Annotated in this window: 20 protein-coding genes and 1 pseudogene; 10 read left to right on the top strand and 11 right to left on the bottom strand. The window is 68.9% G+C overall.

Annotation, left to right across the window (positions count from 1 at the left end; genetic code table 11):
* The first annotated feature begins 95 nt into the window (after nucleotides 1-95).
* Nucleotides 96-614, top strand: coding sequence for a dihydrofolate reductase (locus tag I8J32_RS00395; protein WP_200614088.1), 519 nt, complete (start codon nucleotides 96-98; stop codon nucleotides 612-614).
* Nucleotides 615-840: 226 nt separating this feature from the next.
* Here I8J32_RS00395 and I8J32_RS00390 read toward each other — a convergent pair whose 3' ends face one another.
* The 7 genes from I8J32_RS00390 to I8J32_RS00360 form a co-directional block, all read right to left on the bottom strand.
* Complete coding sequence (locus I8J32_RS00390) at nucleotides 841-1,719, bottom strand: symmetrical bis(5'-nucleosyl)-tetraphosphatase (protein ID WP_200614086.1); 879 nt, start codon at nucleotides 1,717-1,719, stop codon at nucleotides 841-843.
* A gap of 10 nt (nucleotides 1,720-1,729) precedes the next feature.
* Complete coding sequence (gene apaG / locus I8J32_RS00385) at nucleotides 1,730-2,107, bottom strand: Co2+/Mg2+ efflux protein ApaG (protein WP_200614085.1); 378 nt, start codon at nucleotides 2,105-2,107, stop codon at nucleotides 1,730-1,732.
* A 74-nt stretch (nucleotides 2,108-2,181) separates the two neighbouring features.
* Nucleotides 2,182-3,003, bottom strand: a complete 822-nt coding sequence (rsmA, locus tag I8J32_RS00380) for a 16S rRNA (adenine(1518)-N(6)/adenine(1519)-N(6))-dimethyltransferase RsmA (RefSeq protein WP_200614084.1) — start codon at nucleotides 3,001-3,003, stop codon at nucleotides 2,182-2,184.
* Between the two features lie 93 nt (nucleotides 3,004-3,096).
* The gene (pdxA, locus tag I8J32_RS00375; protein ID WP_200614083.1) at nucleotides 3,097-4,086 is read right to left on the bottom strand and encodes a 4-hydroxythreonine-4-phosphate dehydrogenase PdxA; all 990 of its coding nucleotides are present in this window, start codon (nucleotides 4,084-4,086) and stop codon (nucleotides 3,097-3,099) included.
* 2 nt (nucleotides 4,087-4,088) lie between these two features.
* Nucleotides 4,089-5,456, bottom strand: a complete 1,368-nt coding sequence (locus I8J32_RS00370) for a peptidylprolyl isomerase (protein ID WP_200614082.1) — start codon at nucleotides 5,454-5,456, stop codon at nucleotides 4,089-4,091.
* The gene (lptD, locus tag I8J32_RS00365; protein WP_200614081.1) at nucleotides 5,453-7,906 is read right to left on the bottom strand and encodes an LPS assembly protein LptD; all 2,454 of its coding nucleotides are present in this window, start codon (nucleotides 7,904-7,906) and stop codon (nucleotides 5,453-5,455) included. Before lptD ends, I8J32_RS00370 begins: the two co-directional genes overlap by 4 nt.
* Before the next feature lie 363 nt (nucleotides 7,907-8,269).
* Complete coding sequence (locus I8J32_RS00360) at nucleotides 8,270-9,556, bottom strand: serine hydrolase domain-containing protein (protein WP_207526702.1); 1,287 nt, start codon at nucleotides 9,554-9,556, stop codon at nucleotides 8,270-8,272.
* A gap of 82 nt (nucleotides 9,557-9,638) precedes the next feature.
* Between I8J32_RS00360 and I8J32_RS00355 the strand changes: the two are divergent.
* The 3 genes and pseudogenes from I8J32_RS00355 to I8J32_RS00345 all read left to right on the top strand — a co-directional run.
* Nucleotides 9,639-10,175, top strand: a pseudogene (locus tag I8J32_RS00355) (LemA family protein); the annotation flags it as partial.
* 322 nt (nucleotides 10,176-10,497) lie between these two features.
* Nucleotides 10,498-12,447: a M48 family metallopeptidase gene (locus I8J32_RS00350; RefSeq protein WP_200614077.1), complete on the top strand. Its 1,950-nt coding sequence runs from the start codon at nucleotides 10,498-10,500 to the stop codon at nucleotides 12,445-12,447.
* A 92-nt stretch (nucleotides 12,448-12,539) separates the two neighbouring features.
* Entirely contained in the window at nucleotides 12,540-14,210 is a 1,671-nt protein-coding gene (locus I8J32_RS00345; RefSeq protein WP_200614075.1) for a tetratricopeptide repeat protein, read from the top strand.
* A gap of 54 nt (nucleotides 14,211-14,264) precedes the next feature.
* Here the strand turns inward: I8J32_RS00345 and I8J32_RS00340 are convergent, their stop codons facing one another.
* Nucleotides 14,265-15,851 carry a GMC family oxidoreductase gene (locus I8J32_RS00340; protein ID WP_200614073.1) on the bottom strand — a complete coding sequence of 529 codons (1,587 nt, stop codon included), beginning with the start codon at nucleotides 15,849-15,851 and terminating at the stop codon, nucleotides 14,265-14,267.
* Nucleotides 15,852-16,009: 158 nt separating this feature from the next.
* Between I8J32_RS00340 and I8J32_RS00335 the strand changes: the two genes are divergently transcribed.
* The 3 genes from I8J32_RS00335 to I8J32_RS00325 are packed head-to-tail and all read left to right on the top strand — an operon-like array spanning nucleotide 16,010 to nucleotide 18,572.
* Nucleotides 16,010-17,329 carry an NTP/NDP exchange transporter gene (locus I8J32_RS00335; RefSeq protein WP_245156374.1) on the top strand — a complete coding sequence of 440 codons (1,320 nt, stop codon included), beginning with the start codon at nucleotides 16,010-16,012 and terminating at the stop codon, nucleotides 17,327-17,329.
* Nucleotides 17,326-18,204 (top strand): metallophosphoesterase, encoded by an 879-nt coding sequence (locus I8J32_RS00330; RefSeq protein ID WP_200614072.1) that lies wholly within the window; start codon nucleotides 17,326-17,328, stop codon nucleotides 18,202-18,204. The genes I8J32_RS00335 and I8J32_RS00330 overlap by 4 nt, the downstream gene beginning before the upstream one ends.
* Nucleotides 18,205-18,221: 17 nt before the next feature.
* Complete coding sequence (locus tag I8J32_RS00325) at nucleotides 18,222-18,572, top strand: DUF1304 domain-containing protein (protein WP_200614070.1); 351 nt, start codon at nucleotides 18,222-18,224, stop codon at nucleotides 18,570-18,572.
* A 119-nt stretch (nucleotides 18,573-18,691) separates the two neighbouring features.
* On the opposite strand, the gene I8J32_RS00320 is transcribed toward I8J32_RS00325, so the two are convergent.
* The 3 genes from I8J32_RS00320 to I8J32_RS00310 form a co-directional block, all read right to left on the bottom strand.
* Entirely contained in the window at nucleotides 18,692-19,057 is a 366-nt protein-coding gene (locus tag I8J32_RS00320) for a hypothetical protein (RefSeq protein ID WP_200614069.1), read from the bottom strand.
* 67 nt (nucleotides 19,058-19,124) lie between these two features.
* Entirely contained in the window at nucleotides 19,125-19,598 is a 474-nt protein-coding gene (locus tag I8J32_RS00315) for a hotdog fold domain-containing protein (RefSeq protein ID WP_200614068.1), read from the bottom strand.
* 75 nt (nucleotides 19,599-19,673) lie between these two features.
* Nucleotides 19,674-22,142 carry an acyl-CoA dehydrogenase gene (locus I8J32_RS00310; protein ID WP_200614067.1) on the bottom strand — a complete coding sequence of 823 codons (2,469 nt, stop codon included), beginning with the start codon at nucleotides 22,140-22,142 and terminating at the stop codon, nucleotides 19,674-19,676.
* A gap of 235 nt (nucleotides 22,143-22,377) precedes the next feature.
* On the opposite strand from I8J32_RS00310, the gene I8J32_RS00305 reads away from it, so the two are divergent.
* The 3 genes from I8J32_RS00305 (at nucleotide 22,378) to I8J32_RS00295 (ending at nucleotide 25,904) form a co-directional block, all read left to right on the top strand.
* Nucleotides 22,378-23,085 (top strand): TetR/AcrR family transcriptional regulator, encoded by a 708-nt coding sequence (locus I8J32_RS00305; RefSeq protein WP_200614066.1) that lies wholly within the window; start codon nucleotides 22,378-22,380, stop codon nucleotides 23,083-23,085.
* Between the two features lie 13 nt (nucleotides 23,086-23,098).
* Nucleotides 23,099-24,889: a phosphoenolpyruvate carboxykinase (GTP) gene (locus I8J32_RS00300; RefSeq protein ID WP_200614065.1), complete on the top strand. Its 1,791-nt coding sequence runs from the start codon at nucleotides 23,099-23,101 to the stop codon at nucleotides 24,887-24,889.
* A gap of 235 nt (nucleotides 24,890-25,124) precedes the next feature.
* Nucleotides 25,125-25,904 (top strand): DUF1223 domain-containing protein, encoded by a 780-nt coding sequence (locus I8J32_RS00295; protein WP_200614064.1) that lies wholly within the window; start codon nucleotides 25,125-25,127, stop codon nucleotides 25,902-25,904.
* The last annotated feature ends 304 nt before the right edge of the window (nucleotides 25,905-26,208 follow it).

Genomic DNA, 26,208 nt, shown 5'->3' with positions numbered 1-26,208 from the left:
GCCAGGATGCCGATGATCGATCGCACACGCGCCGGTCGCGATACTCGTCCGCAACCCGACAGACCTCGAACAGGACCGCCCGGAGGACGACTGCGATGCGCATCAGCCTGATTGCCGCCCTGGACCGCCGCTTCGCGATCGGGCGGGGCAACCAGTTGCCCTGGCACCTGCCGGATGATCTCAAGCGCTTCAAGGCGCTCACGCTGGGCAAGCCGGTGCTGATGGGCGCGAAGACGGCGTTGTCGCTGGGCCGCGCGTTGCCACAGCGGCGCAACCTGGTGCTCACGCGTTCGGGCACGGCACCCTTCGAGGGCATGGAAGCGGTCGCCTCGCTGGACGAGGCGCTCGACTTGGCCCGCCAGCAGGAGGCGCTGGAACTGTGCGTGATCGGTGGCGGCGAGGTGTACGCGCTCTGCCTGCCGGTGGCGCAGCGGATGCACCTGACCCACGTCGACACCGATGTCGACGGCGCCGACGTGTTCTTCCCGCGATTCGAGGCGGCGCAGTGGACGCAGATGGCGCGCGAAAGCCACGTGCGCGATGCCCGCCACAAGCATGCCTTCGAATTCGTCGATTACTCGCGCGTCGACGTCGCGTCCGACGTCGCGGACTGAGCGGTTGCCAGCACCGGCCAGTACTGGCCGGTGATCGCGCCGGCAAGCAGCCGGTCTGCTCCGCGCGTGTCCCCGCCGAAGTTGTGGATCACCAGTGGCGTGCCATCGGCGGCGCGCCGGTCAGGACGCCCAGGAAACGGGGAAATCCCGGCCAGGTACCAGGGCACCGCCAGGTTTCGGCGGCCTCTGGTCAGCACCGGGTACGCCGGCTCCCCGTCACGCCGCGTCAGCGCGGCGGGGGCGCCGGCCGATGGTGGGGCGGGCGCGGGCGTGGCGGATTGGCGGGCACGTCGCGGCCGCGCACCTGCACGACGCGCAGTTCGTCGGTGTCCAACTGCAGCGCGGTGAGCTTTCCGCCCCACACCGCGCCCGTGTCGATGGCGTGCACGCCGTGGCCAATGAACAGGCCAAGCGTCGACCAGTGGCCGCAGACGACCTTCAGGTCGCGCTCCACCCGCCCGGGCACCGAATACCACGGGTACAGGCCGGGCGGCTGCGTGCCTGGCGGACCCTTGTCTTCGAAGGAAATGCGGCCGCGCGGCGTGCAGTAACGCAGGCGCGTGAAAATGTTGATGATCGCGCGCTCCCGGTCCAGGCCGGTGAGCTTGGGATGCCAAGCCGGCTTGTCGCCGTACATGTTCTTGAGCAGGCGCCCGAACTGGTCGCCGCGCAGCCGTTCCTCGATCTCGCGGGCATAGCGTTCGGCCAGCTGGCTGGTCCACTTCGGCGCGATGCCGGCATGCACCATCATCCAGCCGAGCTCGCGGTCGACGTGCATGAGCTTCTGCATACGCAGCCAGCCCAGCAGTTCACGTCCGTCCGGGGCGAACAGCACGCCCTGCAGGTCGGGATTGACCTTGCGCTGTTCTTCCTCGCGCCGCTCGCCGATGGCCAGCAGCGACAGGTCGTGGTTGCCCAGCACCACCACACTGCTGGCCCGCAGCGAGTGCACCAGGCGCAGCGTTTCCACCGATTGCCCGCCGCGGTTGACCAGGTCGCCGCAGAACCACAGGCGGTCACGCGCGGGATCGAAGTTGATCGTGTCCAGCAGTCGACGGGTCGCGTCGTAGCAGCCCTGCAGGTCGCCGATGGCCCAGACGCTCATGCCGCCACCATCAGTGCAGGGTCCGTGGCACGGTCAGGGTGAACTGCGGGATCGGCGCCTCGAAGCGCGTGCCGTCGTCGGCCAGCATCTTGTAGTCGCCCCGCATCATGCCCAGGTCCGTCTCCAGCACGGCGCCGGACGTGTATTCGAAGCGTTCGCCGGGACGCAGGTAGGGCTGTTCACCGACCACGCCCTCGCCCTCGACTTCCTCCACCTTGCCGTTGGCGTCGGTGATGACCCAGTGGCGCGCGATCAGGCGCGCGGGCACGTTGCCGCTGTTGTGGATGCGGATGGTGTAGGCGAATACGTAGCGGGACTGCGCCGGTTCGGACTGGTCGTCCAGGTAGCGCGCCGCCACGTCGATCTGCATGGCGTAAAGGCGTTCCATGGCGACAGTGTAGCCAGATGGCCGGGTCCAGCGATACGCGGCGCAGCCATCGGCGCGTGCCGCACGGCCGCCGCTCACGCGCTGCGAGCGGCCAGCTGGTTCGCCAGCGTGACGAAGTCGGCCACTTCGATCTGCTCGGCGCGCGCGTCGGGGCGGATGCCGGCCGCCTCGATCTGCGGGCTGTCGCACAACTGCGACAGCGCGTTGCGAAGGGTCTTGCGGCGCTGGCCGAACGCGTCGCGCACGACATGGGCGAACACCGCCGGGTCGACGACGCCGATGCTGGCCGGATCGCGCGGGACCATCCGCACCACGGCCGAATCCACCTTCGGCGGCGGCCGGAAAGCGGCGGGCGGCACGGTGAACAATGGCGTCACGTGGCAATACGCCTGCAACATCACGCTCAGGCGGCCATAGACCTTGCTGCCCGGGCCGGCGGCCATGCGGTCGACCACTTCCTTCTGCAGCATGAAGTGCATGTCGCGGATCGCAGGCGCATGGTCCAGCGCGTGGAACAGGATCGGCGAGGACAGGTTGTAGGGCAGGTTGCCGACGAGGCGGATCGGGCCGCCGTTGTGGGCCAGCGCGGAGAAGTCGACCGTGAGCACGTCGCGGTGGATGACCTCGAGCGTGCCGTGCGCGCGTGCGGCCTCGGTCAGCGGGAAGATCAGGTCGCGGTCGAACTCGATCACGGTCAGTTCGCCGTGCCGGTCCAGCAGCGGGAACGTGATCGCGCCCTGGCCCGGGCCGATCTCCACCAGGCGGTCGCCGGGCTGCGGATCCACGGCATGGACGATGTCCGAGATGATCCCGCGGTCGTGCAGGAAATGCTGGCCGAGATGCTTCTTGGCCGGTTCGGAGAAAGTGCCGGAGCGCGGCAGGCTGGAGCGGGTCATCGCGGGATTATGGCCTGCGCGGGGAGGGCCTGCCGATGGTGGCCACGGCGCGGCGGGGCAGGATCACGGCGGACGCCAGTGGGGAGGGCGAGGTCAGACGCTTTGTCGCAGGCGTGCGATGGCCGCGCAGGTGCGCGCGGCCGCGAACAGGCTCGACGGATCCGCACGTCCGCTGCCGGCCAGGTCCAGCGCGGTTCCGTGGTCGACCGCCACGCGTGGGTAGGGCAGGCCGAGGGTCAGGTTCACGGCCTGTTCGAAGCCGCTGTACTTGAGCACCGGCAGGCCCTGGTCGTGGTACATCGCGACCACCGCGTCGAAGTCCCTGAGCTTGCCCGGCAGGAAGGCCGTATCGGCTGGCAGAGGACCGACCAGGCGCATGCCCTGCGCCCGCAGCCGGTCCAGGGCGGGTTCGATGACATCCAGCTCTTCGCGGCCCAGGTGGCCGGCCTCGCCCGCGTGGGGATTGAGCCCGAGCACCGCGATCACCGGATCGGCCAGCCCGAAATCCCGGCACAGGGCCGCGTGGGTAATCCGCAGCGTGTCGGCCAGCGCCTGTGGCGTGATGGCGTCGGCCACCGCGCGCAGCGGCAGGTGGGTGGTGACCAGCGCCACGCGGACGATGTCGTTGGCCAGCATCATCACCACGTCGCAGCCGGCCTGCCGCGCCAGCAGCTCCGTCGTGCCGGTGTAGGCGATCCCGCCCTCGTTGATGGCGGCCTTGTGGACGGGGCCGGTGACCAGGCCATCGAACGTGCCGCCCAGGCAGCCCGCGGCGGCGGCGTGCAGCGCCCGGACGACCGCGGCGGCATTGCGCGGATCGGGCGTGCCGAAGGAGGGCGGGGCGGGCAGGGGGATCTCGACCAGCGACAGCGTGCCAGGCGCGTCGGCGGCGGCCGGCCGGGAGCGGTCGAAGGGCAGCAGTTGCAGTGGCTGCTGCAGGACTTGGGCGGCCGCCTGCAGCGTGCGCGCATCGGCGAAGACCGTCAGAGCATGGTCGCGCGGCTGCTGGGCGAGCCGCACGCACAGTTCCGGACCCACGCCGGCCGGTTCACCCGGAACCAGCGCGAGCCGGACGGGTCGCATGATCAGCCGTTGGGCGGCGTGGTGGTGGCGGGCGGGGCCTCGGCCGGCGTCTCGGTCGGGATGCCCTTGCGCATGTCGACCACGTAGGCTTCGCCACGGATCTCGCGCAGGTAACGGCTCCACTCTTCCTCGAGCTTGCGGCGGCCGATGACGTCGCTGACCTGCGCGCGGCGGTTCTGCTCGCCGGCATCGGTCTGGCGCGTTCCCAGACGCTGGACGATATGCCAGCCCGCATCGGTGTTGAACGGTGCGGAAACCTGGCCGTCGGTCAGTGCGCTCAGCTGGCTGCCGAAGCTGAGGCCGAACTGGTCCGGCACGAACCAGCCCAGATCACCGCCATTGGGCTTGCTGTTCGGGTCCTGCGATTCGGCGCGGGCGAGTTCGGCGAAATCGGCGCCACCGGCGAGGCGGGCCGCGATCGTGTCGATCTTCGAGCGGGCGGCCGCGTCGGCCACCGCGTTCTCGGTACGGATCAGAATGTGCCGGGCATGCACTTGGGTGACCATCTGGGCACCGCTGCCCTGCTCGGCGTTGCGCACTTCCACCAGCCTGACCAGCTGGAAGCCGCTCGAGCCGCGGATCGGGGCGCTGACCTGGCCCGGCTGCATCTGGCTGATCATCTGCGCGAATGCCGGCGGGATCTCGTCGGCGCTGCGCCAGCCCAGATCACCGCCTTCCAGCGCGTTGGGGCTGTCGGAGTAGCGGACGGCGGCCGCCGCGAAATCCATCTCACCGCGGCTGATGAGGCCTTGGATGCCCTCGATCTTGCCCTTGGCGGTTTCGATCTGTTCCGGGGTGGCGCCTTCCGGCAGGCCGACCAGGATGTGGGCCATGTGGTACTGCACGCCGCCGGCCTGCTGGGCGCTCATGGCCGCATCGACTTCCGATTCGCTGACCGACACGCGCGTCTGCGCAAAGCGCTGGCGCATGCGCTGGATGATCAGTTCCTCGCGGATGGAGGCACGGAAGTCCTCGTACGGCGTGCCGTCGCGGGCGACCTGCGCGCGCAACTGGTCCATGGTCATCTTGTTCTGCTGCGCGATGTTGCCCAGCGCGGCGTCGACTTCCTGGTCGGTGACGCGCACGCCGGTCTGCTCGGCGCGGGCCAGCTGCAGCTTCTGCAGCACCAGGCGCTCGAGCACCTGGCGTTCCAGGACCTCTTCGGGCGGCAGCTCGACCTGGCGGCCGGAATACTGGCTGCGCACGTTGGCGACGGCGCGATCAAGCTCGCTGCGCAGGACGACGTCCTCGTCGACGATGGCGGCGATCCGGTCGACGGGTTGCAGGCCGGTGGACGGTGCCTGTGAGAAGGCTGCGGGGGCGCCGGCAATGCCGGCGGCCACGAGGAGGCAGGCAAACAGTTTCTTCATGGGGTGGGATCAGGGACAGTGTCGCTGTCGGTGAAGTCCACCGACGAGGGCGGGACGAGATAGAGGTCGTCGCGGTCGTAACCGAGGATAGCACGGCGCATGATACGCCTCGTGTCCTGGCCCGCCGACCCCAGTCCCTTGAGTTCGAACTCCACCTGGAAGGAACTGTTCAGGTCTCCGGTGCGGTCGCGCAGGTAGCGGCGGGCCAGCACGCGCACGGCGAGGCAGCAGCTTTCCCACTGGACGCCGGCCAGCTGCTCGAACGCCTTGTGATCGAGCAGCGAGTAGTAGTAGCGCCCGACCACGCTCCAGTTCGGATTGATCGGATAGAGGAAGGACAGGTCGGCCTGCTCGAGCAGGTCGGTCCGGTTGATCGAATTGCGCCGGTAGCGATACCCGAGATTGACGATGCCGGCGTCGCCGATGAGATAGCGCGCGCGCAGGCTCGCCAGATCGGTGCCGTGGAACTTGGGATCCCACTGGTACGCGGCGCTGATGTTCCAGCGGTCACTCGGTGACACCGATGCCTCGGCCACCCACGCCGACTCGCCGCGTTCGGCGGGAAGCTCGTTGGGCAGGACGATGCGGCTGTCATCGAAGTAGCGGATCTGCCCCAGGCTCGCCGAGAGGCGCTCGCGGCCGTCGGCTTCGCCGATCAGGCGCGTGCTCACGGCCAACGTGAGCTGGTTGGCGTCGCTCTGCCGGTCCGCGCCGGTATAGCGGTTGTCGCGGAACAGCTGGCCCCAGCTGAAGGTCAGCGGCGTGGTGTCGAACGAGGGGATGTCGTCCTGCGCGCGGTAGGGGACTTTGAGGTAGAACAGCCGCGGTTCGAGCGTGTGCAGGTAGCGGTCGCCGCGGATGCTGGTCTGCCGATCGAAGAACAGGCCGGCGTCGACGCTGGTGACGGGGAGGCTGCGGGTGGGGCTGTCATTCTGGTACTGCCCGGGTGCAGGCAGCACGCCGTAACGGGCCAGGTGTTCCGCCGCCCGTTCCGTCGGCGTGCCATCCAGTTCGTACTTCGTGTAGCGCCAGGCGAACTTGGGCTTGATGAACCACGACGAGCCCTCCAGCGGCATGCTGATGTAAGGCTTGATGTCGAAGCGGGTGCCGCCGGGAATATCGGCGTCCGGCCCGGGCCGGCGCACGTCCTCGTGCTCGAACTGCACCGCCTCGGTATCCAGGCCGGCCTCGAAGAAGCGACCGAACGGCTGGGCCCAGTGCAGGTAGGCGCGCGGCAGGCGGTCGAACTGGAGGTTGCGTTCGGTGAGCGTGTAGTCGGCGAGCTGGTGGTGTTCGGCGATCACGCCCGCATCCCACCAGCGGCCGCGGCCGTAGACGCCGGCCGTGCTGCGCACCGCATAGGACGCGATGCCGTACAGGCTGTTGCTGAAGTCTTCGAAATAATGCGTGTCGCTGATCCAGCCCAGGTTCGCGCGCGCGTACCAGGTGTTGCCCAGGCGATGGATCGCGTTGAGCCGGATCAGCCCGCGGTCTTCCTCGGGCAGGCTGGAGCCGGGGATGCGGACGTTGCTGTCCGGGAAATACAGATAACGGTCGGGCTCGTCGCCGGGCAGCTTGTCGTGCGGCATGTAGTTGCCGCTGAGCTCGCCGCGACCCTGCGAGTAGAGCCAGCGGAACTCGGCGCCCAGCAGGCCGCCGCGCTTGCTCATGTAACGCGGGTTGAGCGTGGCGTCGTAATTGGGCGCCAGGTTGAGGTAGATCGGCTGGCGCCAGTCGAAGCCATTGCGGCCCGACAGCGAGATCGACGGATACAGCAGGCCGGTGCGGCGACGATCGTCGATTGGGAAGACGAAATAAGGCACGTGCAGCACGGGCACCTTGCCGATGCGCAGGGTCGCGCTGTGCGCGACGCCCATGCCTTCCTCGGTGTCGATGTCGATGCGGCCGGCGCGCAGTTCCCAGACGCGCTGGCCGGGGTCGCAGGTGGAATAGGTCGATCCGTAGAGCGAACCCTGCGAGCCATCCATCTCGATGGCTTCGGCGCCGCCGTTGCCGCGCCGGCGCTTGAGCTGGTACTGCAGGTCCTCGATGCGGTGCTTGTCGGTGTCCTGGTTGCCCGAGGCGCGCTGGGCGACCACGCGCATGCCCGAGTCCTGGTAGCGGACGCTGCCTTCGGCGACGTACTCACCGGTCTCGCGGTTGTAGGTGAGCTTGTCGGTACCCAGGAACTGGTCGCCGCGGCTCAGTGCCACGTTGCCCTGGACCACCGTGTTCTCGTTCTCGGTGTCCTTCAGTTCGTCGCCTTCGATCTGCGTGGGCTGCTCGCCGCGCTCGTCGGGGGTGCCGGCGGGCGCCGGGGCGTCATTGAAGGCGGGCAGGGTGTCGGTGACCGGGCACAGGTTCCAGTTGTAGTCGTCGTCGCGGGCGTGGGCCGGCAGGGCCATCGCGATGCAGATCGACAACGGGAGCAGGCGGAGGCTTCTATGCACGCGGCAGATCCGTTCAGGCCAAACGGTCGCTAGCTTGCCCCATCCACTGCATACGGGCAATGCAGACGCCATCGTGCCGGCATCTGCGTTCATTACGGTCCGCAGCCACAGAATTCTGCAGCCCTGGCCATCGGCAACGGCTTGGGCAAGGACTTGGCCCGCGGCCAATGGCGTGGGCAAAGGGAGAAAACGCCGCCGCCCGCGGGCGACCGGGCGGGCCTTCACGAGTGCGTCACCCACCGATCGCCAGCGCGAACCGACGCCCGCGAGCGGGCGGCGGCGGTCTCGGGAAAAACAGGGATGGGACCGGCCGCGCTGGGGCCGCGGACGGACCCGTGGACCGTTGTTGCAGCTTGGGCCGGATTATTGCGGAGCCGACGTCGACTTGATGACGTCGGTGCCGGCTTCCTGCGGATGCGCGCGCGGCGGGGCGTTGGTGGCGGGCGTGTTGACGAACAGCGTGTCGTCGCCGTTGCCCAGGTCGATATCCAGCCACTCGCGGCCACTCAGGCCGATCGCGCGATCGAGCATGGTCGGCAGCATGCCCGACGGCAGCGAGCTCTCGCTGTTCCACATCAGCGCGATGCCCAGGTCCCGGTCGGGGAGCAGGGCCACGACGCCGCGGTAGCCCTGCACGGCGCCGCCGTGGAAGACCAGCTGGCTGCCGGCGTAGTCGTACACACGCCAGCCCAGCGCATAGCTGGCGCCGTACAGGCGCTCGCGGCGCCACGCGGAACCGCGCAGTTCGGTGGGGGTCTCCACCAGCGGCTGGTGCAGCGTGGCCAGCAGCGGGGCGGGGAGCACGTCCGGGCGGTGGCCGGTGTGGGCCAGCAACCACTGCGCCATGTCGCTGGCGCTGGCATTGACGCCGGCGGCCGGCGCGACGCGGTAATAGGTGGGCTTGGGGTACATCGGCAGCCAGCCGCCACGCGTGCGCACGTGCGGACGCGCCCAGTTGCCGCTGCCCAGGATGCCTTCCAGGCCCACGCTTGCGTCGTTCATGCCGAGCGGACGGAAGATGCGCTTCTGCACGGCCTGCCCGTACGGCAGCCCGCCGGCGGCCTGGACAACGTCGCCGATCAGGCTGAAGGCGATGTTCTGGTAGCTGTAGCAGGTGCCGGGCGCGCACTTGAGCGGCGCATAGGCGAGCTTCTGCGTCAGCGTGACGTAATCGGCGTTGCCTTCCAGGTCCCGGTCGAACGCGTTGTGACTCAGACCGACGCGGTGGCTGAGCACGTCGGCGACTGTCAGCTGCTGCGCGGCGTTGTGGTCGGCGAGGTTGAACTGCGGGACGTACTGCGTCACGCGGGTATCCCAGCGCAGGGTGCCGTCGTTGACCATGAGCCCAGTGAGGGTCCCGGCGAACGCCTTGGACAGCGACGCCAGCCGGAACACGGTGTGGCCGTCGACGGGCAGCGGAGCACGGGTGTCGGTGATGCCGAAGCCGCGCGCGCTCAGCACGCGACCCTGGTGGACGACGGCCATGGCGAGGCCGGGCACGCGCTGGTCGGCGACCAGCTGCTGCGCCATCGCCTCGAACTGGGCGATGTCGAAGGCGGAGCCAAGCGGGCGGATATCGGGCGAGAGGCCGCGTTCGATGTAACCCGAACGCGATACGCGCGTCGGCGACTGGGCCGGCGAGGGGGGCATCCCAGCGGAGCGGCGTCTGCGCAGCCGAGCCCAGCGCCTGCGTCATCAGGCACGAGATGATCAACCCGGCTTGCCACATCCTATGGGGCCGGCGGCGGGTTTTTTCTTTCATCGCTCGCTGCGCCTGCGTATGCTTCCGAACGCGTTCGATCATAGCGCCAATTATCAAGGCAAGGGGAGAGCAAACGTGTTCAGCCTTCTGATTTTGTTGGGATTGGTGATCCTGTTGGCGTTCTGGGCGGTGGGCATCTACAACGGCCTGGTGACCGCCCGAAATGCGTTCAAGAACGCCTTCGCGCAGATCGACGTTCAGCTCCAGCGCCGCTTTGACCTGATTCCGAACCTGGTCGAGACCGCCAAGGGCTATCTCAAGCACGAACGGGAGACCCTGGAGGCCGTGATCGCGGCCCGGGGGGCGGCCATCTCGGGCCTGTCGGCCGCCAAGGCCAGTCCGGGCGACCCGGCCGCCATGGAGCAGCTGGCCGCCACCCAGGGCCAGCTCAATGGCGCCCTGGGGCGCCTGCTGGCCGTCGCCGAGGCCTACCCGGACCTCAAGGCCAATCAGAACATGATGCAGCTCACCGAGGAGCTGACCTCCACCGAGAACAAGGTCGCCTTCGCCCGCCAAGCCTTCAACGACTCGGTGATGGCCTACAACAACCGCCGGGGAGGTCTTCCCCGGCAGCGTGGTCGCCGGGATGTTCCAGTTCGCCCCGGCCGCGCTGCTGGAGATTCCGACCGAGCAGCAGGCCCAGGTCCGGGCGGCGCCGAAGGTGTCGTTCTAGGGCGGCAAGTACGGCTCGGGGGGGCGCGATGGGGGGTGAGGTTCGACCGCCAGGGCGTCGACGCGGGGTCCGTGCCCGCGCCCGGCGCCCCCATGACATGGCCGACCGGACGTCCGCGCGACCCGTCCCCAAGCTTCCTTCCTCCGTTTCCCCGCCATGAATTTCTTCGAACACCAGGCCGCCGCCCGGCGCCATTCCTCGCGCCTGCTGCTGCTCTTCGTGCTGGCGGTGCTGGGCATCGTGCTGGCGGTGGACCTGGTTGCCCTGGTCGCGGTGGGTGCTTTTGGCGATGGCGATCCGGCGACCGCGGTGGGCGCGCTGGTGTTCTTCACCCTGGCCACGCTGGCGGTGATCGGCCTGGGTTCGCTCTACCGGATCGCCAGCCTGCGCGGCGGCGGCGACGCCGTGGCCCTGCAACTGGGCGCCACCGCCGTGCCCGAGCACGCCACCGACTTCAACCTGCGGCGGCTGCGCAACGTGGTGGAGGAAATCGCCATCGCCTCGGGCGTGCCGATGCCGCGCCTGTACGTGCTCGAACACGAAGCGGCCATCAACGCCTTCGCCGCCGGCTATTCGCCGGCCGACGCCGTGGCGGTGACGCGCGGCGCGCTGGATCGCCTCAACCGCGATGAACTGCAGGGCGTGATCGCCCACGAATTCAGCCACATCCTCAATGGCGACATGCGCCTGAACATCCGCCTGATTGGCGTGCTGTTCGGCATCCTGATGATCTCGCTGATCGGTCGGAAGATCCTCGAACACGGTCGCCTGGCCGATGACAGCAAGGGCGCGCTGGCGGTGTTCGCCGCGGCGCTGGTGGCAATGCTGGTGGGCGGCATCGGCCTGTTCTTCGGTCGCCTGATCAAGGCCGGCGTGAGCCGCTCGCGCGAACGCCTGGCCGACGCATCGGCCGTGCAGTTCACCCGCCAGACGACGGGGCTGGCCGGGGCGCTCAAGAAGATCGGCGGCGTCAGCGAAGGCAGCCGCCTGTCCCACCGCGCCGACGCCGAGGAGGTCAGCCACATGCTGTTCGGCGATGGCGTCGGCTTCTCCTCGTGGTTCGCCACGCACCCGCCGCTGATCGAGCGCATCCAGGCACTGGAACCGGGCTTCCGATCGGAGCAGATGGCCCTGCTCGCGCAGGCCTGGCACGCCCAGCCGCCCAGTGGCCTGGACGAGGACGCGCTGCTGGGGCTGGTCGATACGGGCACCCTTCCGCCGCCGCTGCCGGCACCGGACCAGCGCCAGGCCGTCGTCCCGGCGCAGGTCGTCCGGCAGGTGGCGCATCCGGAAGCGGATGATTACCGGCGTGCCGATGCCATCGTGGCCCGGATGCCCGATGCCATCCGCGCGCTGGCCGCGCAGCGCGACACGGTGATCCCGCTGGTGCTGGCGCTGCTGCTCGACGACCGCACCGATGTCGCCCAGCGCCAGTCGGCGGAGGTCTCCGCGCGGCTGGGCATGAACGCCGCGATGGACGTCCGGCGCCTGCACCAGGAACACGTCGCCGCGCTCCATCCGATGCTGCGGCTGCCGCTGGCCTCCCTGGCATTCCCCGTGCTGCGCCTGCGCCCGCGCCCCGACCTGGACATGTTCCTGGACGCCGCCAACGCGATGGTCTTCGCCGACGCCAAGGTCTCGCTGTTCGAGTACTGCCTGGCGCGCCTGCTGACCGTCTACGTGCGCGAATCGCTGGACCCGTCGCGGCACGCCGTCTTCGGCCGCACCCGGCTCGATGGCGTGCGCGTGGAGATCGCGACGCTGCTGGCCGTGGTCGCGCAATACGGGCATGCCGATCCCGAATCCGCGCGCCGCGCCTACCTGGCCGGCCTGCAGCGCGTGCTGCCGCGCGTGGCGATCCCCTACGTCCCGCGCGACAACGGCGTGCTCGCGCTGGATGACGTGTGGGCGCCGCTGGATGCGCTGGAACCGCTGGCCAAGCAGGCGCTGGTGGAAGCCGTCACCGCGGCCATCGGCCACGACGGTCGCATGGACGTGGCCGAAGCCGAACTACTGCGCACGATCTGCGGCGTGCTGCATTGCCCGCTGCCGCCGGTGCTGTTCGCCGTGCAGGGAACAAATGCTGTTGCGGGCGGCGCCGCCTGAATGACTCAGGCGGCGCGAGATGGGAAGTTGTCGCGGCGTCGGCAACGGCCGGACGCAGGTACCCTGTGTGCCCTTCGTTCGAGCTGCCTTGCGTGAGACCCTACTTCTGGTGCCACCGCTTCAAGCGTTCCGCCATCGCCCTGGCGTGCCTGGCCCTGCTGACGTTCGCGTCGGTCGCCTGTTCGGCGCCGGCTGCTGGGGAGGGGAACCGGCCCGGGTCGGAGCTCGCATCCGGCGGGGCCGAGCGCGATTCGTCGGGACAGCCACTGGCCGAGCAGATTGCCCGCCTCGCCGAGCAGGTGGACAGCGGTGGCCGTGAATCCGCCGAACCCCAATTGCTTGCCCTGCGCGAGCAGCATCCGCGGGAGCCGGAAATCCTGGTGCAGTTGGCGCGGGTGGAATACCTGCGCGCGGTTGCGGGGCTGGGCAACCGCGACGGCGAGCCGCCCTCGGGTTGGAACCACCAGCAGATGGACCACGCCGAGCAGTTGGCCGGGCAGGCGGTAGCGATCGATCCTCGCCACGCCAATGGCTGGGTCGTTCTGGGTCAGATCAAGTGGGTGCGCGGCCAATTCGACGAAAGCCTCGAGCTGCTCGAGCGTGCCGAGGCGATCGATCCGCGCAGCGTGAAACTGCGGCTGCGCAAGGGCACGACGTTGCGCTCGCTGGCCTGGTACCGGGGCGACAAGGCCCTGATCCGGCAAGCCGTGCTGGAGTTCGAGAAGGTCATCGACGGTCCGGCGGATGACGGCAGCAAACGCCTTGCCGCCAGCCAACTGGGCGCTGCATGGTCGGCCCTGGAGGATTTCGAGAAGGCCGAACGCTATCTCACGCTGGCCCTGCAGACCGCAGAGGGAAGGGAGAAGGCGCTGCTGCTGCACGGGCGGTCCCTGATCCGGCGGGACGCGGGCAACGCCGACGGCGCCCTGAGCGACTCGGGCGATGCGCTGGGGATTATGGACTTTGGTGCCGGCCGCTATTTCCACGCCGAAATGCTGCTGGTCAAAGCCGGCCTGCTCATCCGTGACGGCCAGCCGGCACAGGCCTCGGCGTTGTTCGAGCAGGCCAGGCAGTTGGACGTCGACCTGGCGGATGTGGCCCGCGGACTGGGCCACGGGCGAACCACGTATCCGGCCATCTATGGCCTGAAGGACGGCGGTCTGGTGTCCGGATTCGGGGATGACCTGGCGGGCGACATGTTCGGCGAGGCTGCCTGGGCGATGTCGGCGCAGGATGTAAAACGTCTGATCAGCCTGGGCGTCAATGCCGACTACGTCGACCCGGACTACGGTACCGCCCTGCACCGTGCCGTGGCGGCCGACAACGTGGCGGTGGTCGAGGCGCTGCTGGCGAACGGCGCGGATACCGACATCCGGCACCCGGACGGCCGCACGTTGCTGGAACAGACCCTGGTGGGCACGAGTCCCGAACGCAGGCAGGTGCGCCGGCTGGTGCTGGCAAAGGTGGGGCGCCCGGCCGGCTGGAAGGAACCCGGCATCGATTTGCCGGTTCGCGACACCTGGTACCGCGTGGGCAGACGCCTGGGTGCGGCCGACCACGGCGCGGTATTGGAACCGGGCGAAATCGTGCAGGCCGGGAGCGCGTGCAGATTCACCAACCGCACTGATCTGTGCCTGACCTTCTACCGAGCACCGGGCCGAAAGGTGGCAACGGTATCGGTGCCCCTGAGCAATCTGGATGCACTGGGCAAGCTCAAGCCGGTGCCAGCCCCCCAGGCGGCGGAGCCTGACGCCGGGCAATGACGCCGGGGAGCCCGGGGAGCCCCCCGTGCGGCTTGCGCGCGCTGTGCGTGGGCCTCAGGCCGACCGTCCCGCGATCAGATCCGCCGCGCGCTCGGCCATCATCATCGTCGGCGCGTTGGTGTTGCCGCCGATCAGCCTGGGCATGACCGAGGCATCGACGACGCGCAGCCCGTCGACGCCGCGCACGCGCAGCTGCGGGTCGACCACGGCGGTGTCGTCGCTGCCCATCCGGCAGGTGCCGATGGGGTGGTAGATCGTCTCGGCCTTGGCGCGGATGAAGTCCACCAGCTCGGCATCGGTGAGGTCGTTGCGCGCGGGGAAGATCGGGGCGCCGCGGTATTCGTCGAACGCCTTCTGCGCCAGGACCTCGCGCGAGAGCTTCGCGCATTCCACCATCATCTTCAGGTCGAAGCCTTCCGCGTCGCTGAGGTAGTTGGCTTCGATGCGTGCCTTGTCGCCCGCGCTGGCGCTGGCCAGGCGGATCTGGCCGCGGCTGCGCGGTCGCAGCGACGTGGCATGCACCGTGTAACCGTCGCCGGCGAGGCGATGGCGGCCGTGGTTGTCGAGCATGGCCGGCACGAAGTGCATCTGGACGTCGGCACGCGCATCGGGGGCCAGTGCCGATCGTACGAAGGCGCCGGCCTCGGCGATGTTGCTGCTGCCGGGGCCGCGATGGCCGCGCAGGTAGTAGTCAAAGGCGATCGCCGCATCGCTGAGGCGGTCGTAGGTGATGCGCTGGGTGGAATGCTGCAGGGTGCAGATGTCCAGGTGGTCCTGCAGGTTCTGGCCGACCTGGGCGGCGTCCGCCAGCACGGGAATGCCATGTTGGCGCAGGTGCGCCGCCGGCCCGATGCCCGACAGCATCAGCAGCTGGGGCGAATTGATCGCGCCCCCGCACAGCAGGACCTCGCGCGTGGCGGCCTGGTGGCAGGCCTGGCCCTTGACCGTGTACGTCACGCCGTTGGCGCGACGGCCGTCGAAGGTGATGCGATTGGCCTGGGCGCCGGTGATGACCGTGAGGTTGTGGCGATCGCGCACCGGGTGCAGGTAGGCGACTGCCGCCGAACAGCGTGCGCCGTCCTTCTGGGTGACCTGGTAGAAGCCGAAACCGTCCTGCGAGGGGCCGTTGAAGTCGTCGTTGCGCGGGTGCCCGGCCTGCTGCCCGGCTTCGATGAAGGCCTGCGACAACGGGTTGGTGTAGCGCAGGTCGCTGACATGCAGGGGGCCGTGGGCGCCGTGCAGCGCGTCGCCGCCACGGGTGTTGTTCTCGCTGCGCTTGAAGTAGGGCAGCACGCTCGCCCAGTCCCAGCCGGTGGCGCCCTGGCGCGCCCACTCGTCGTAGTCGGCGGGCAGGCCGCGGATGTAGCACATCGCGTTGATCGAACTGGAGCCGCCCAGCACGCGGCCGCGCGGCCACCACATGACCCGGTTGTCCAGGTTCGGCTCGGGCGCCGTGGTGTAGTTCCAGTTGACCGACTTCTGGTTGACCAGCTTGGCCAGCCCCGCGGGCATGTGGATGAAGGGATTCCAGTCGCGGGGTCCGGCTTCCAGCAGCAGGACGCGGCAGTCCGGGTCTTCGCTGAGCCGGTTGGCCAGGACGCAGCCCGCCGAGCCGCCGCCGATGATGATGTAGTCGTACAAGGCGGATGCCCCACGCGGTGATCGGCTGGAAACTATGCCCGGGGACTAGAGCAAATGCTCGCGGGGCGGCCCGGGCGCGTCCCCCGGGGCCCTGGCAAGGTGGCCGTGGCCTGTCCCTTGGGCTACCGTGCGCGCATTCCTCCTGCCCTGGGCCGCGCATGAACCTTCCGGATGCCACCGCGCCGGTGCCCACTTCGCGCGTCCGGGCCGGCGAATGGCACGCGGTCCTGCTGTCGTTCGTCTACTTCTTCTGCGTGCTGACCGCCTACTACGTCATGCGGCCCGTGCGCGAGCAGCTCTCGGCGGCGGTCGGCTCCACCCAGTTGCCCTGGTTCTACGCGGCGACCTTCGTCGCCACGCTGGCGCTGGCGCCGGTATTCGGGGCGCTGGTAGCGCGGTATCCGCGCCGTGTCGTGGTGCCGGCGGTGTATGGATTCTTCGTGGCGTGCCTGGTCGGTTTCATTCCGCTGTTCACCCACCAGGGCCTGCTGAGCCCGCGCGCGCTGGGGATGGTGTTCTTCGTCTGGGTGAGCGTGTTCAACCTGTTCGTGGTGTCGGTGTTCTGGACCTTCATGTCCGACATCTGGAGCGAGGAGCAGTCGCGCCGGCTGTTTCCCGTCATCGCCATCGCGGGCACGCTGGGGGCGATCACCGGTCCGCTGCTGACGCGCGCGCTGGTGGACGTCATCGGCGTCGCACCGCTGCTGGGCGTGTCGGCCACGTTGCTGTGCGTCGCCGTGGGGTGCGCGATGCTGCTCGGCCGGTGGGCACGCGCCCATGGCGCGCGTCGCCATGAACGCCACCACGAGGCGGCCGTCGGCGGCGGCATGCTGGACGGCCTGCGGCAGATCTTCACCCATCCGTTCATGCGTTCGATGGCGCTGCTGCTGCTGCTGGCCGACGGCATCGGGACGGTCAATTACGCCCTGGTGGCCGACTACTCCGGCGCCACGTTCACCAACGCGGTCGATCGCACGCGCTTCGCCGCCGAGACGGACCTGGCCGCCAATGTGCTGACCGTGCTGTTGCAGCTGTTCGTGACGCGCTGGCTGCTGCCGCGGCGCGGGCCCGGCGTGCTGATCGCGGTGTGGGCCAGCGTCAGCCTGGTGGCGCTGTCGCTGGTGATCTTCTCCGCCGACCCGCACGCCCCGCTGGTGGCCGGATTCCCGGCGGTGGTGGTGGCGCTGGTGGTGAGCCGGGGGCTGGCGTACGGCATGGCCGAACCGGCGCGGCACAGCCTGTTCACCCGCGTGCCGCGCAACGAGCGCTACAAGGGACAGAATGCGGTCGATACCGCGGTCTGGCGCTTCGGCGACCTTGGCATCGCGCTGGGCATGAACGCGCTGCGGGCGGTGGGCGTGGCCACCGCCGGCTTCGCTGCGATCAGCGCGACCGCGGCGCTGATGGCCGCGATGATCGGTGTGCGCATGTCCCGGCAGGGTCAGGTGGCCGCCCATCCGGCGCCGGCCAAGCCGTGAAACCGGGCGCATGGCGCGTCGGTCTGCGGCGGGCCTGGCGCGCCGGGACGCTGCTGGCGCTCGCGGGCGCCGCGTGGGGCTTCGTCATCGAACCGCGCCGTCTGCTCGAAGCACCGCACACGCTGGACCTGCCCGGCTGGCCCGCGCAGTGCGACGGCCTGCGCGTGGACGCGCTCGCCGACCTGCACGTGGGCTCACCGCACAACGGGATCGGGCGCCTGGACCACATCGTGCAGCGGTTGGCCGCCAGCGACAGCGACGCGGTGCTGCTGGGTGGCGATTACCTGATCCAGGGCGTGGCGCTGGGCCGCTACGTTTCCGCGGCCACCATCGCCGAACACCTGCGTCCGCTCACCGCGCGCAAACCCGTGTTCGCCGTGCTGGGCAACCACGACTGGTGGGACGACGGTCCGCGCACGCGCGCCGCGCTCGAGTCGGCGGGCGTGGTGATGCTGGAGAACGACGCGCGGCGCGTGCGGCTGCGCGGATGCGAGCTGTGGATCGTCGGGATCGGCGACTACTGGGAGGGCGAGCCCGACCTGGTGCGCGCGTTCGCACCTGCGGCGCACGACGGCCTGCCGGTGATCGCACTGACCCACAACCCCGACCTGTTTCCGCGCATGCCGGCTCGCGCGGCGCTGGTCGTGGCCGGGCACACGCATGGCGGCCAGGTGGCGCTGCCGCTGCTCGGCCGGCCGATCGTGCCGTCGAAATACGGCGAACGCTATGCGATCGGGCATATCGTCGAGGGCGGGCGCCACCTGTTCGTCACTCCCGGCATCGGCACGAGCATCCTGCCGGTGCGCTTCGGCGTGCCGCCCGAAGTTTCCCGCCTGACGTTGCGCGGTGCGACGCCGGCGCCAATGCATCCCTGATCCGAACTGGAGGTCGCATGTCCCTTGTCGCGCTCGTCCTCGTGGGCCTGGTGGCCCTGCTGCACGTCTATTTCCTCGTGCTCGAGATGTTCCTGTGGACACGCCCACCGGGGCTGAAGGTTTTCCGGCAGACGCCGGAGAAGGCCGAGCAGTCGCGCGTCCTGGCCGCCAACCAGGGGCTCTACAACGGCTTCCTCGCCGCCGGGCTGGTGTACGCCGCGGCCACGGGCTCACGCGAGTACACGCTGTTCTTCCTGGCCTGCGTCGTGGTGGCCGGCGTTTACGGCGCGTGGAGCGTCAACCGGCGGATCTTCTTCGTGCAGGCGCTGCCGGCACTGCTGGCGATTGTGGCCGTGGTGATGGGGTGAGTGGAGGAGGGGTGGGCAAGGCGACTTCGAGTTGAGCAAGTCCATCCCCCGTTTGCGGCGATCAGCTCCTTCCCCGTTTGTGGGGTGAGGGACGCGCTGGCGGACCACGGGTGCGCGCGTCATCGAACGCCAGCAGGTTGTGCCTGCTGGCCGGGACGGGATGGCGGCGGCAGGTCGCGGGAGCCCGGCATTGGGCCTTCAAGGCCCCGCTTTCGGCTTTTCGAGTCCAACGACTGGCTTTGGAAGCCAACAGTTTGGCTTTCGGAGCCAAAGGTTTGGCTTCCAGAGCCCAGCATCGGGCTTTCGTAGCCCAGCGATTGGCTTCCAGAGCCCAGCGTTTGGCTTCCAGAGCCCAGCGTTTGGCTTTCAAAGCCCAGCGTTTGGCTTTCAGAGCCCAGCGTTTGGCTTTCAAAGCCCAGTGTTTGGCTTTCAAAGCCCAGCGTTTGGCTTTCAAAGCCCAGCGTTTGGCTTTCAAAGCCCAGCATTTGGCTTTCAAAGCCCAGCGTTTGGCTTTCAAAGCCCAGTCTGGGCTTCAGACCGCAACGGGCCTGATCATTCGCCGCTTCTGGGCGTCAGCCACATGACGATGTGCGCCCGGAAGACTTCCTGGCCCTGCGGGTCCGTGACCGGCACGGTGATCGGCAGGTCGTAGCCCTGCGCGGCATGGACGATCGGAATGTCCGGCGTGGCCACGGCATGCATGGTGCCGCGCGCCTTCTTCAGGTATTGCACGCTCATGCCCTTGGGGATCCAGCGCATCGTCGGCGGCAACGACACTTCGCTGAGCATGCCCGCGCAGAGTTCGGCCAGGTTGCACAGGGCGATCGCGTGCACCGTCCCCAGGTGGTTGTGCACGCGGCGACGGTCGGCGATCGTCGCTTCGCAGCGACCCGGTTCGAGCGTGAGGAAACGCGGGCCGATCGTGCCGAAGTAGGGCACGCGGAAGCACACGGCGCGCGCGAAGAGCCAGCGGCCAGCCGGCCAGCGCACGAGCTTGCGGTACATCGAGAGGACGGGTGGAGTCATCGCCGGTTTCCTGGGATCGGGCGGAAGGCAGGGACGGCGGGACGCGCCCGCCGTCCGTCGCTGCGATCGCGAGCGTCAAGCCGCCGCGCGCGCGTGCAGGCCTTCGCGCCGGTAGCCGGCCGAACGCAGTTCCTCGGTGTCGAAATCGTCGACGCTGATTGCGTCGATCGTCATCTCGCGCAGCTCTTCCAGCTGGCGGCGTTCGTCCTGGGTGATCCACCCCTCGCGCACGCCCTCGTCCAGCTGGGCGGTAAAGTCCAGTGCTTCGATGTCGCTGTTCTTCAGCGCCTTGAGGAACTTGCGCTCCACCGGCTCGGCGAGGATCACCTTCGGCAGGTAGCTGTTGATGCGGCCGGCCGGATTGTTCTCGCAGGGCGTGATGAAGGTGCCGTGCGCGAGGCGGTCGCGCGCCTCGTTGGGCGACATCAGCAGGGAGGCGACCTTGTGTCCCAGGCGGTCGCTGGGCGCTTGCGCGCGGCGGCCCCACGGGAAGATCAGCATCCACAGCAGGTAGCCGACCGGACGGATCGGGAAGTTGCGCAGGGCAGCGGAGAGCGCCGTCTCGATCTTGTTCACCGCGTCGTGGATCGCCCAGGCCAGCAGCGGCTGGTCGGCCGCGGGACGGCCCTGGTCCTCGTAACGCTTGAGCATGGCGCTGGCGATGTAGAGCTGGCTGAGTACGTCGCCCAGGCGGCCGGACAGCGATTCCTTGAACTTGAGCTTGCCGCCCAGCAGCAGCATCGAGGTGTCGGCCATCACCGCCAGTGCGGCGGAATACCGGTTGAGCTTGCGGTAGTAGCGGCGGGTGTAGGCGTCGCCCGGCGCCTTGCCCAGGCGGGCGCCGGTGAAGCCGTACCACCAGCTGCGCACGGCGTTGGACAGGGCGAAGCCGATGTGGCCGAAGAGGTTGGTGTCGAATTCGCGCAGGCGCTCGTCCGGATCGGCCAGGCCGGCGGCCTTCATTTCCTTGAGCACCCACGGGTGGCAGAGGATCGCGCCCTGGCCGAAGATCATCAGCGAGCGCGTCATGATGTTCGCGCCTTCCACCGTGATCATGATCGGCAGCGCCTGCCAGTTGCGGCCCGCGTAGTTCTTCGGGCCCAGGATGATGCCCTTGCCGCCATGGATGTCCATCACGTCGGTGGCCACTTCGCGCGCCATCTCGGTGCAGTGGTACTTGGAGATGGTGGACGGCACGGCCGGCAGTTCGCCGCGGGCGACGGCCGCCGCCGACGCTTCGGCCAGCGCGCTGATCGCATAGGCCTTGCCCCCGATCCGGGCGAGCGCTTCCTCCACGCCCTCGAAGCGGCCGATCGACAGGCCGAACTGCTTGCGGATGCGCGCGTAGGCGCCGGTGACCACGGCGCCGAACTTCGCGCCGCCGCTGGCGGTGGAGGGCAGGGTGATCGAACGGCCGATGGAGAGGCATTCGACGAGCATCTGCCAGCCCTTGCCGGCATAGGCTTCGCCACCGATCAGCTGGCTGAGCGGAATGAAGACTTCCCTGCCGTGGACGGGGCCGTTCTGGAACGGCGAGTTGAGCGGGAAGTGGCGGCGGCCGACTTCCACGCCGGGCGTTTCCCGCGGCAACAGGCCCAGGGTGATGCCGATGTCCCGGCGATCGCCCAGCAGGCCGTCCGGGTCGTACATGCGGAAGGCCAGGCCGATCAGCGTGGCCACGGGCGCCAGGGTGATGTAGCGCTTGTCGAAGGTCAGCTTCACGCCGACCACGCGCGCGCCGTTCCATTCGCCCATCGTCACGATGCCGTAGTCGGGGATCGACGTGGCGTCCGAGCCGGCCCAGGGGCCGGTCAGGCCGAAGCAGGGCACTTCACGGCCGTCGGCCAGGCGGGGCAGGTAATAGTCCTTCTGCTCTTTCGTGCCGTAGTGCATGAGCAGTTCGGCCGGACCCAGCGAGTTGGGCACGCCGACGGTGGAGCTGATCACCGTGGAGACGGTGGCCAGCTTCTGGATGACCTTGTGGTTGCCCAGCGCGGTGAAGCCCAGGCCGCCGTACTCCTTGGGCACGATCATGCCGAAGAAGCGGTTCTTCTTGATGTAGTCCCAGATCTCCGGCGTCAGGTCGGCGTGGACGTGGGTGATCTCCCAGTCGTTGACCATGCGGCACAGTTCCTCGCACGGGCCATCGATGAAGGCCTGCTCGTCGGGCGTGAGCGCTGGACGGGGCTGGCTGAGCAGGACATCCCAGTCCGGCTTGCCGGAGAACAGCTCGCCCTCGAAACCGACCGTGCCCGCTTCCAGCGCCACCCGCTCGGTTTCCGACAGCGGCGGCAGGATCTTCGTGTAGAAGCCCAGCAGCGGCCGGGTGATGAAGGGCAGCCGGACCTGCGGCAGCAGCAGCGGCACGGCGATCAGGGCGGTGATGAGGGTGGCGACGATCGTGGCGGTCACGTTGGCGCCGGCCAGCAGGCACAGCACCAGGACGCTGATCGTGGCGGCGACCCAGATCGGCAGGCGCAGGCGGTGATATGCCGCCACGGCGCCCACCAGGATCAGGGCAAGGAAAGGCAGTGCGATGCTCATGCAGAACTCCGACGCGAAGCGGACGGACGAAAAAGGGCGAGTGGTCCAGCAGCCGCCAGCGGTGGATCCACAACGGCGGGCTTCACCGGTGCGAATTCAAACGATGGCATGAAACGCTGAACATACGGCCGAGTATGGTTGCGTGGTTCCCGCCGTGTCAACCTGGACCGCGGCGGGGGCCCAATGAGGGTGTGCGTACTGTCACAGTCGGCACCGTATGGTTAAACTGACCGGCATGACGACCACCGCCGCCAAGCCTGATCCGACCCGCGCAGGGCCCGCTCGAGACGAGCTCCGCGACGAGGCCACCCGGAATGCCGAAAGGCCCGCCGATGGGAAGCAGATCGATGCCAGGGCCGAAGGCGGGAAACCCGAGCGCACCGGTCGGCTCAGCGCCGACGACTGGGCCAACGCCGCGCTCGACCTGATCGCCGAGCAGGGCGTGGCCGCGGTCGCGGTCGAACCGCTTGCGCGGCGGCTGGGTGTGACCAAGGGCAGCTTCTACTGGCATTTCCCCTCGCGCGAGGCGCTGCTGGTCGCCGCGCTGGAGCGTTGGGAGAAGATGGAGCAGGACCTGCTGTTCGGCGAACTGGAACCCATCACCGATCCGAAGGCCCGCCTGCGCGCGCTCTTCAGCCTGGTGGCGCACGAATACAAGTCGCATGTCGTCTATTCCGAACTGATCAAGGCCATGGACCACCCGGCGGTCCAGCCGGTGATCGGCCGCGTTTCGGAACGCCGCCTGGACTACCTCACCGCTTCCTTCCGGCAAGCCGGCCTGGCGCGCACCGACGCGCGCCATCGCGCCCAGCTCCTCTACTCGGCCTACGTCGGCTTCCTGCAGTTGAACCTGCAGCTGCACCAGACCCGGATGCAGCACGAGGAGTTCGAGGCCTACGTCGAGCACATGGCCGCGACCCTGATTCCCCATTCCAATCCTTGAGAAAGGCCCGTTGATGAACAACCTGTCGCCCAAAACTCCAGTGCATGACACTGGACGCAGCACGCTTGCCGCCCTGAATGACTGGGTCGCGCAAGTAGCCGCGCTCACAAAGCCCGACACCATCCACTGGTGCGACGGCAGCGACGCCGAGAACGCGGCTTTGATCGCGAAGATGGAAGGCGACGGCACCCTGATCCGGCTCAACGAGCAGACCCACCCCAACAGCTGGCTGCACCGCTCCCATCCCGACGACGTGGCCCGCGTCGAGCACCTGACCTTCGTCTGCACGCCCAGGCAGGACGACGCCGGCCCCAACAACCACTGGATGTCGCCGGCCGAAGGCCACGCCAAGATGGACGCGTTGTTCGACGGCTGCATGAAGGGCCGGACGATGTACGTGATCCCCTACTGCATGGGGCCGATCGATTCGCCGCTGTCGCGTTGCGGCGTGGAGATCACCGACTCGCCCTACGTCGTGGCCAACATGCGCATCATGACCCGCATGGGCGCCCCGGCGCTGGCGCGCATCGAGCGCGAGGGCAGCTTCGTGCGTGGCCTGCATTCGATCGGCGAGCTCGATCCGAACCGCCGCTTCATCATGCATTTCCCGGAAGAACTGACGATCAAGTCCTTCGGTTCGGGCTACGGCGGCAACGCGCTGCTGGGCAAGAAGTGCCATGCGCTGCGCATCGCCTCGCACCAGGCACGTTCGGAAGGCTGGCTGGCCGAGCACATGCTGATCCTGGGTCTGGAGAATCCGCAGGGCGAGACGCATTACATCGCCGCGGCGTTCCCGTCGGCCTGCGGCAAGACCAACCTGGCCATGCTGATCCCGCCGGAGGGCTACCGCGCCCAGGGCTGGAAGGTGTGGACGGTCGGCGACGACATCTGCTGGATGCGCCCCGGGGCCGACGGCCGCCTGTATGCCATCAATCCCGAGGCCGGCTTCTTCGGCGTGGCGCCGGGCACGTCCATCAATTCCAATCCCAACGCGCTCAAGACCGTCGCGCACGACACCATCTTCACCAACGTCGCCGTCACCGCGGACAACCAGCCGTGGTGGGAGGGCTTGGGTGGCGGCAAGCCGGTCATTGATTGGCGCGGAAATGACTACGATTTCAGCAAGGGGACGCCGGCCGCGCATCCCAATTCCCGCTTCACCGTGAGCGCCAAGCAGTGCCCGTCTTACTCGCCACGCGCCGAGGATGCGCAGGGCGTGCCGATCAGCGCCATCGTCTTCGGCGGCCGCCGTGCCTCGCTGGTGCCGCTGGTGTTCGAGGCCCGCGACTGGACGCACGGCGTGCTGGTCGGCGCGGCGATGGGTTCGGAAACCACCGCCGCCGCTACCGGCGCGGTCGGCGTGATGCGCCGCGATCCCATGGCCATGAAGCCGTTCTGCGGCTACAACTTCGCCGACTACTTTGCGCACTGGCTGTCTTTCGACGCGGCCGGCGCGAAGCTGCCGAAGATCTTCCACGTCAACTGGTTCCGCAAGGGCGACGATGGCAAGTTCATGTGGCCGGGCTTCGGCGACAACCTTCGCGTGCTGGAGTGGATGATCCGGCGGGTGAAGGGCGAGGCGGCGGCCGTTGAGACGCCGATCGGGCACCTGCCACGGCCGGCCGACCTCAACCTGGACGGCATCGCGCTGAACCAGGAAGCGCAGGACAAGCTGTTCGGTTTCGACCACGCCGGCTGGCAGACCGAGTTCGCCAGCATCGGGCAGTACCTCGAGGAATACGGCCCGCGCATGCCGCAGGCGCTGAAGGACGAACAGCAGCGCATAGCGGCCGCGCTCGGCTGAGGACTGGGGCCGGTTCGGGCTCCATGGAAGCGACGGTCCGCAGGGACCGTCGCTTTTTTCATGCAGCGCCGCGGCCGGTTTGCGGGAAGTACCGGACAGGCTTGCACCGGTTTGTCGGTTCGCCGTCGGCCTGCAGGGTTTCGCAAGCGCTGCATATCGCGCTGAGGCGGGTCGGCGCACCATAGGAGACGGCGCGAGACCGGCCCACCCGGGGCCGGCGCGGCAGGAGGTGCCCATGCGACTTCGTGCATTGACCGCAGCCCTGGCGATGGCCTGGCTCCCACAGGCATCGGCGGCGACGGACGCGTGTTCGGCCGCCAGCGGGACCGCGCAGTTGCCGCTGGTGGAGCTGTACACCTCGGAAGGCTGCAGCGACTGCCCGCCCGCCGACAAATGGCTCTCGCAGCTCACGCAGGAAGCAGGGGGGATACAGGCGGCCGCGCTGGCCTTCCATGTCGACTACTGGGACGACCTGGGGTGGGTGGACCGGTTCGGGCTGCCGATGAATTCCCAGCGCCAGAAGGCGCGCATCGGCTGGGCGAAGAGCAAGGCCCTCGTCACCCCGGCGGTGATGATCGGCGAAAAGGTGATGGTGAAATGGCGCTCGCCCGCCGCCGTCGAATCGTTGCTGCAGGCGCGTGCCGAGGACGCCCCCGTCGGGCTGGGCCTGGCGGCGAAACTCGAACCCGGAGCCGTGCAGGTGGATTTTCAGGCGACGCCCGAATCGGCCATCGCGGCACCGGCGTACGTGTGGCTCGCGCTCTACCAGGACGGACTGACCTCCGCGGTGCGCGCGGGCGAGAACAAGAACGTCACCCTCCACCACGACCGCGTCGTGCGGGCGCTGCACGGGCCCTGGCAACTGGGTGCGAAGCCGATCGCGGGCGATGCCCGGATCCCGCTGCCCGCCGATGCCGACGTGGCGCGCATGGGTCTGGTGCTGTTCGCCGAGTCCGGCACCAATGGAGCCGGCCTGCAGGCGGTGCAGATGCCGCTGTCGGGCTGCGCGAAGTAGCCGAAGCGGCGGCCTTCGGCGGGCAGTGGAAGCAGCGGTTCGCGCATCAGGTTGAGACGGGTTGGATGGCGCCACTGCCGCCATCCACGCGTGCCGTTGTGCGCCGCCGCGGGGCGCAGTGCATTTCCCTGTGCCTGGCCGCACGACGCGCGGCGAGATGACGAGCGTTGCCGGAGTGGCACGGTCGCGTGTCCACCCCTCGCGTGACGCAGTCTGCGAAGCGACGCCGCTGACCTCGAGTGGCGCATGTTTCCGCCGCGAATGTCGGCCCGGACGTCGCCCGGACGTCGAAGCCGACAGCTGG

Origin of the sequence: Lysobacter solisilvae (assembly GCF_016613535.2) — a bacterium.
Lineage (GTDB): Bacteria > Pseudomonadota > Gammaproteobacteria > Xanthomonadales > Xanthomonadaceae > Agrilutibacter > Agrilutibacter solisilvae.
Note: the sequence above shows the minus strand (reverse complement) of the source record. Positions and strands in the feature narration are given on the sequence as shown.

Excerpts from the sequence above, each read along its gene's own strand:
- I8J32_RS00295 (WP_200614064.1), top strand. The coding sequence starts at position 25,125 with ATGCGACTTCGTGCATTGACCGCAGCCCTGGCGATGGCCTGGCTCCCA.
- I8J32_RS00360 (WP_207526702.1), bottom strand. The coding sequence starts at position 9,556 with ATGCCCCCCTCGCCGGCCCAGTCGCCGACGCGCGTATCGCGTTCGGGT.
- I8J32_RS00335 (WP_245156374.1), top strand. The coding sequence starts at position 16,010 with ATGAACCTTCCGGATGCCACCGCGCCGGTGCCCACTTCGCGCGTCCGG.
- rsmA (WP_200614084.1), bottom strand. The coding sequence starts at position 3,003 with ATGACCCGCTCCAGCCTGCCGCGCTCCGGCACTTTCTCCGAACCGGCC.
- I8J32_RS00310 (WP_200614067.1), bottom strand. The coding sequence starts at position 22,142 with ATGAGCATCGCACTGCCTTTCCTTGCCCTGATCCTGGTGGGCGCCGTG.
- I8J32_RS00305 (WP_200614066.1), top strand. The coding sequence starts at position 22,378 with ATGACGACCACCGCCGCCAAGCCTGATCCGACCCGCGCAGGGCCCGCT.
- I8J32_RS00350 (WP_200614077.1), top strand. The coding sequence starts at position 10,498 with ATGAATTTCTTCGAACACCAGGCCGCCGCCCGGCGCCATTCCTCGCGC.
- I8J32_RS00395 (WP_200614088.1), top strand. The coding sequence starts at position 96 with ATGCGCATCAGCCTGATTGCCGCCCTGGACCGCCGCTTCGCGATCGGG.
- I8J32_RS00320 (WP_200614069.1), bottom strand. The coding sequence starts at position 19,057 with ATGCTGGGCTTTGAAAGCCAAACGCTGGGCTTTGAAAGCCAAACGCTG.
- I8J32_RS00315 (WP_200614068.1), bottom strand. The coding sequence starts at position 19,598 with ATGACTCCACCCGTCCTCTCGATGTACCGCAAGCTCGTGCGCTGGCCG.
- I8J32_RS00300 (WP_200614065.1), top strand. The coding sequence starts at position 23,099 with ATGAACAACCTGTCGCCCAAAACTCCAGTGCATGACACTGGACGCAGC.
- pdxA (WP_200614083.1), bottom strand. The coding sequence starts at position 4,086 with ATGCGACCCGTCCGGCTCGCGCTGGTTCCGGGTGAACCGGCCGGCGTG.
- I8J32_RS00390 (WP_200614086.1), bottom strand. The coding sequence starts at position 1,719 with ATGAGCGTCTGGGCCATCGGCGACCTGCAGGGCTGCTACGACGCGACC.
- I8J32_RS00370 (WP_200614082.1), bottom strand. The coding sequence starts at position 5,456 with ATGAAGAAACTGTTTGCCTGCCTCCTCGTGGCCGCCGGCATTGCCGGC.
- I8J32_RS00325 (WP_200614070.1), top strand. The coding sequence starts at position 18,222 with ATGTCCCTTGTCGCGCTCGTCCTCGTGGGCCTGGTGGCCCTGCTGCAC.
- apaG (WP_200614085.1), bottom strand. The coding sequence starts at position 2,107 with ATGGAACGCCTTTACGCCATGCAGATCGACGTGGCGGCGCGCTACCTG.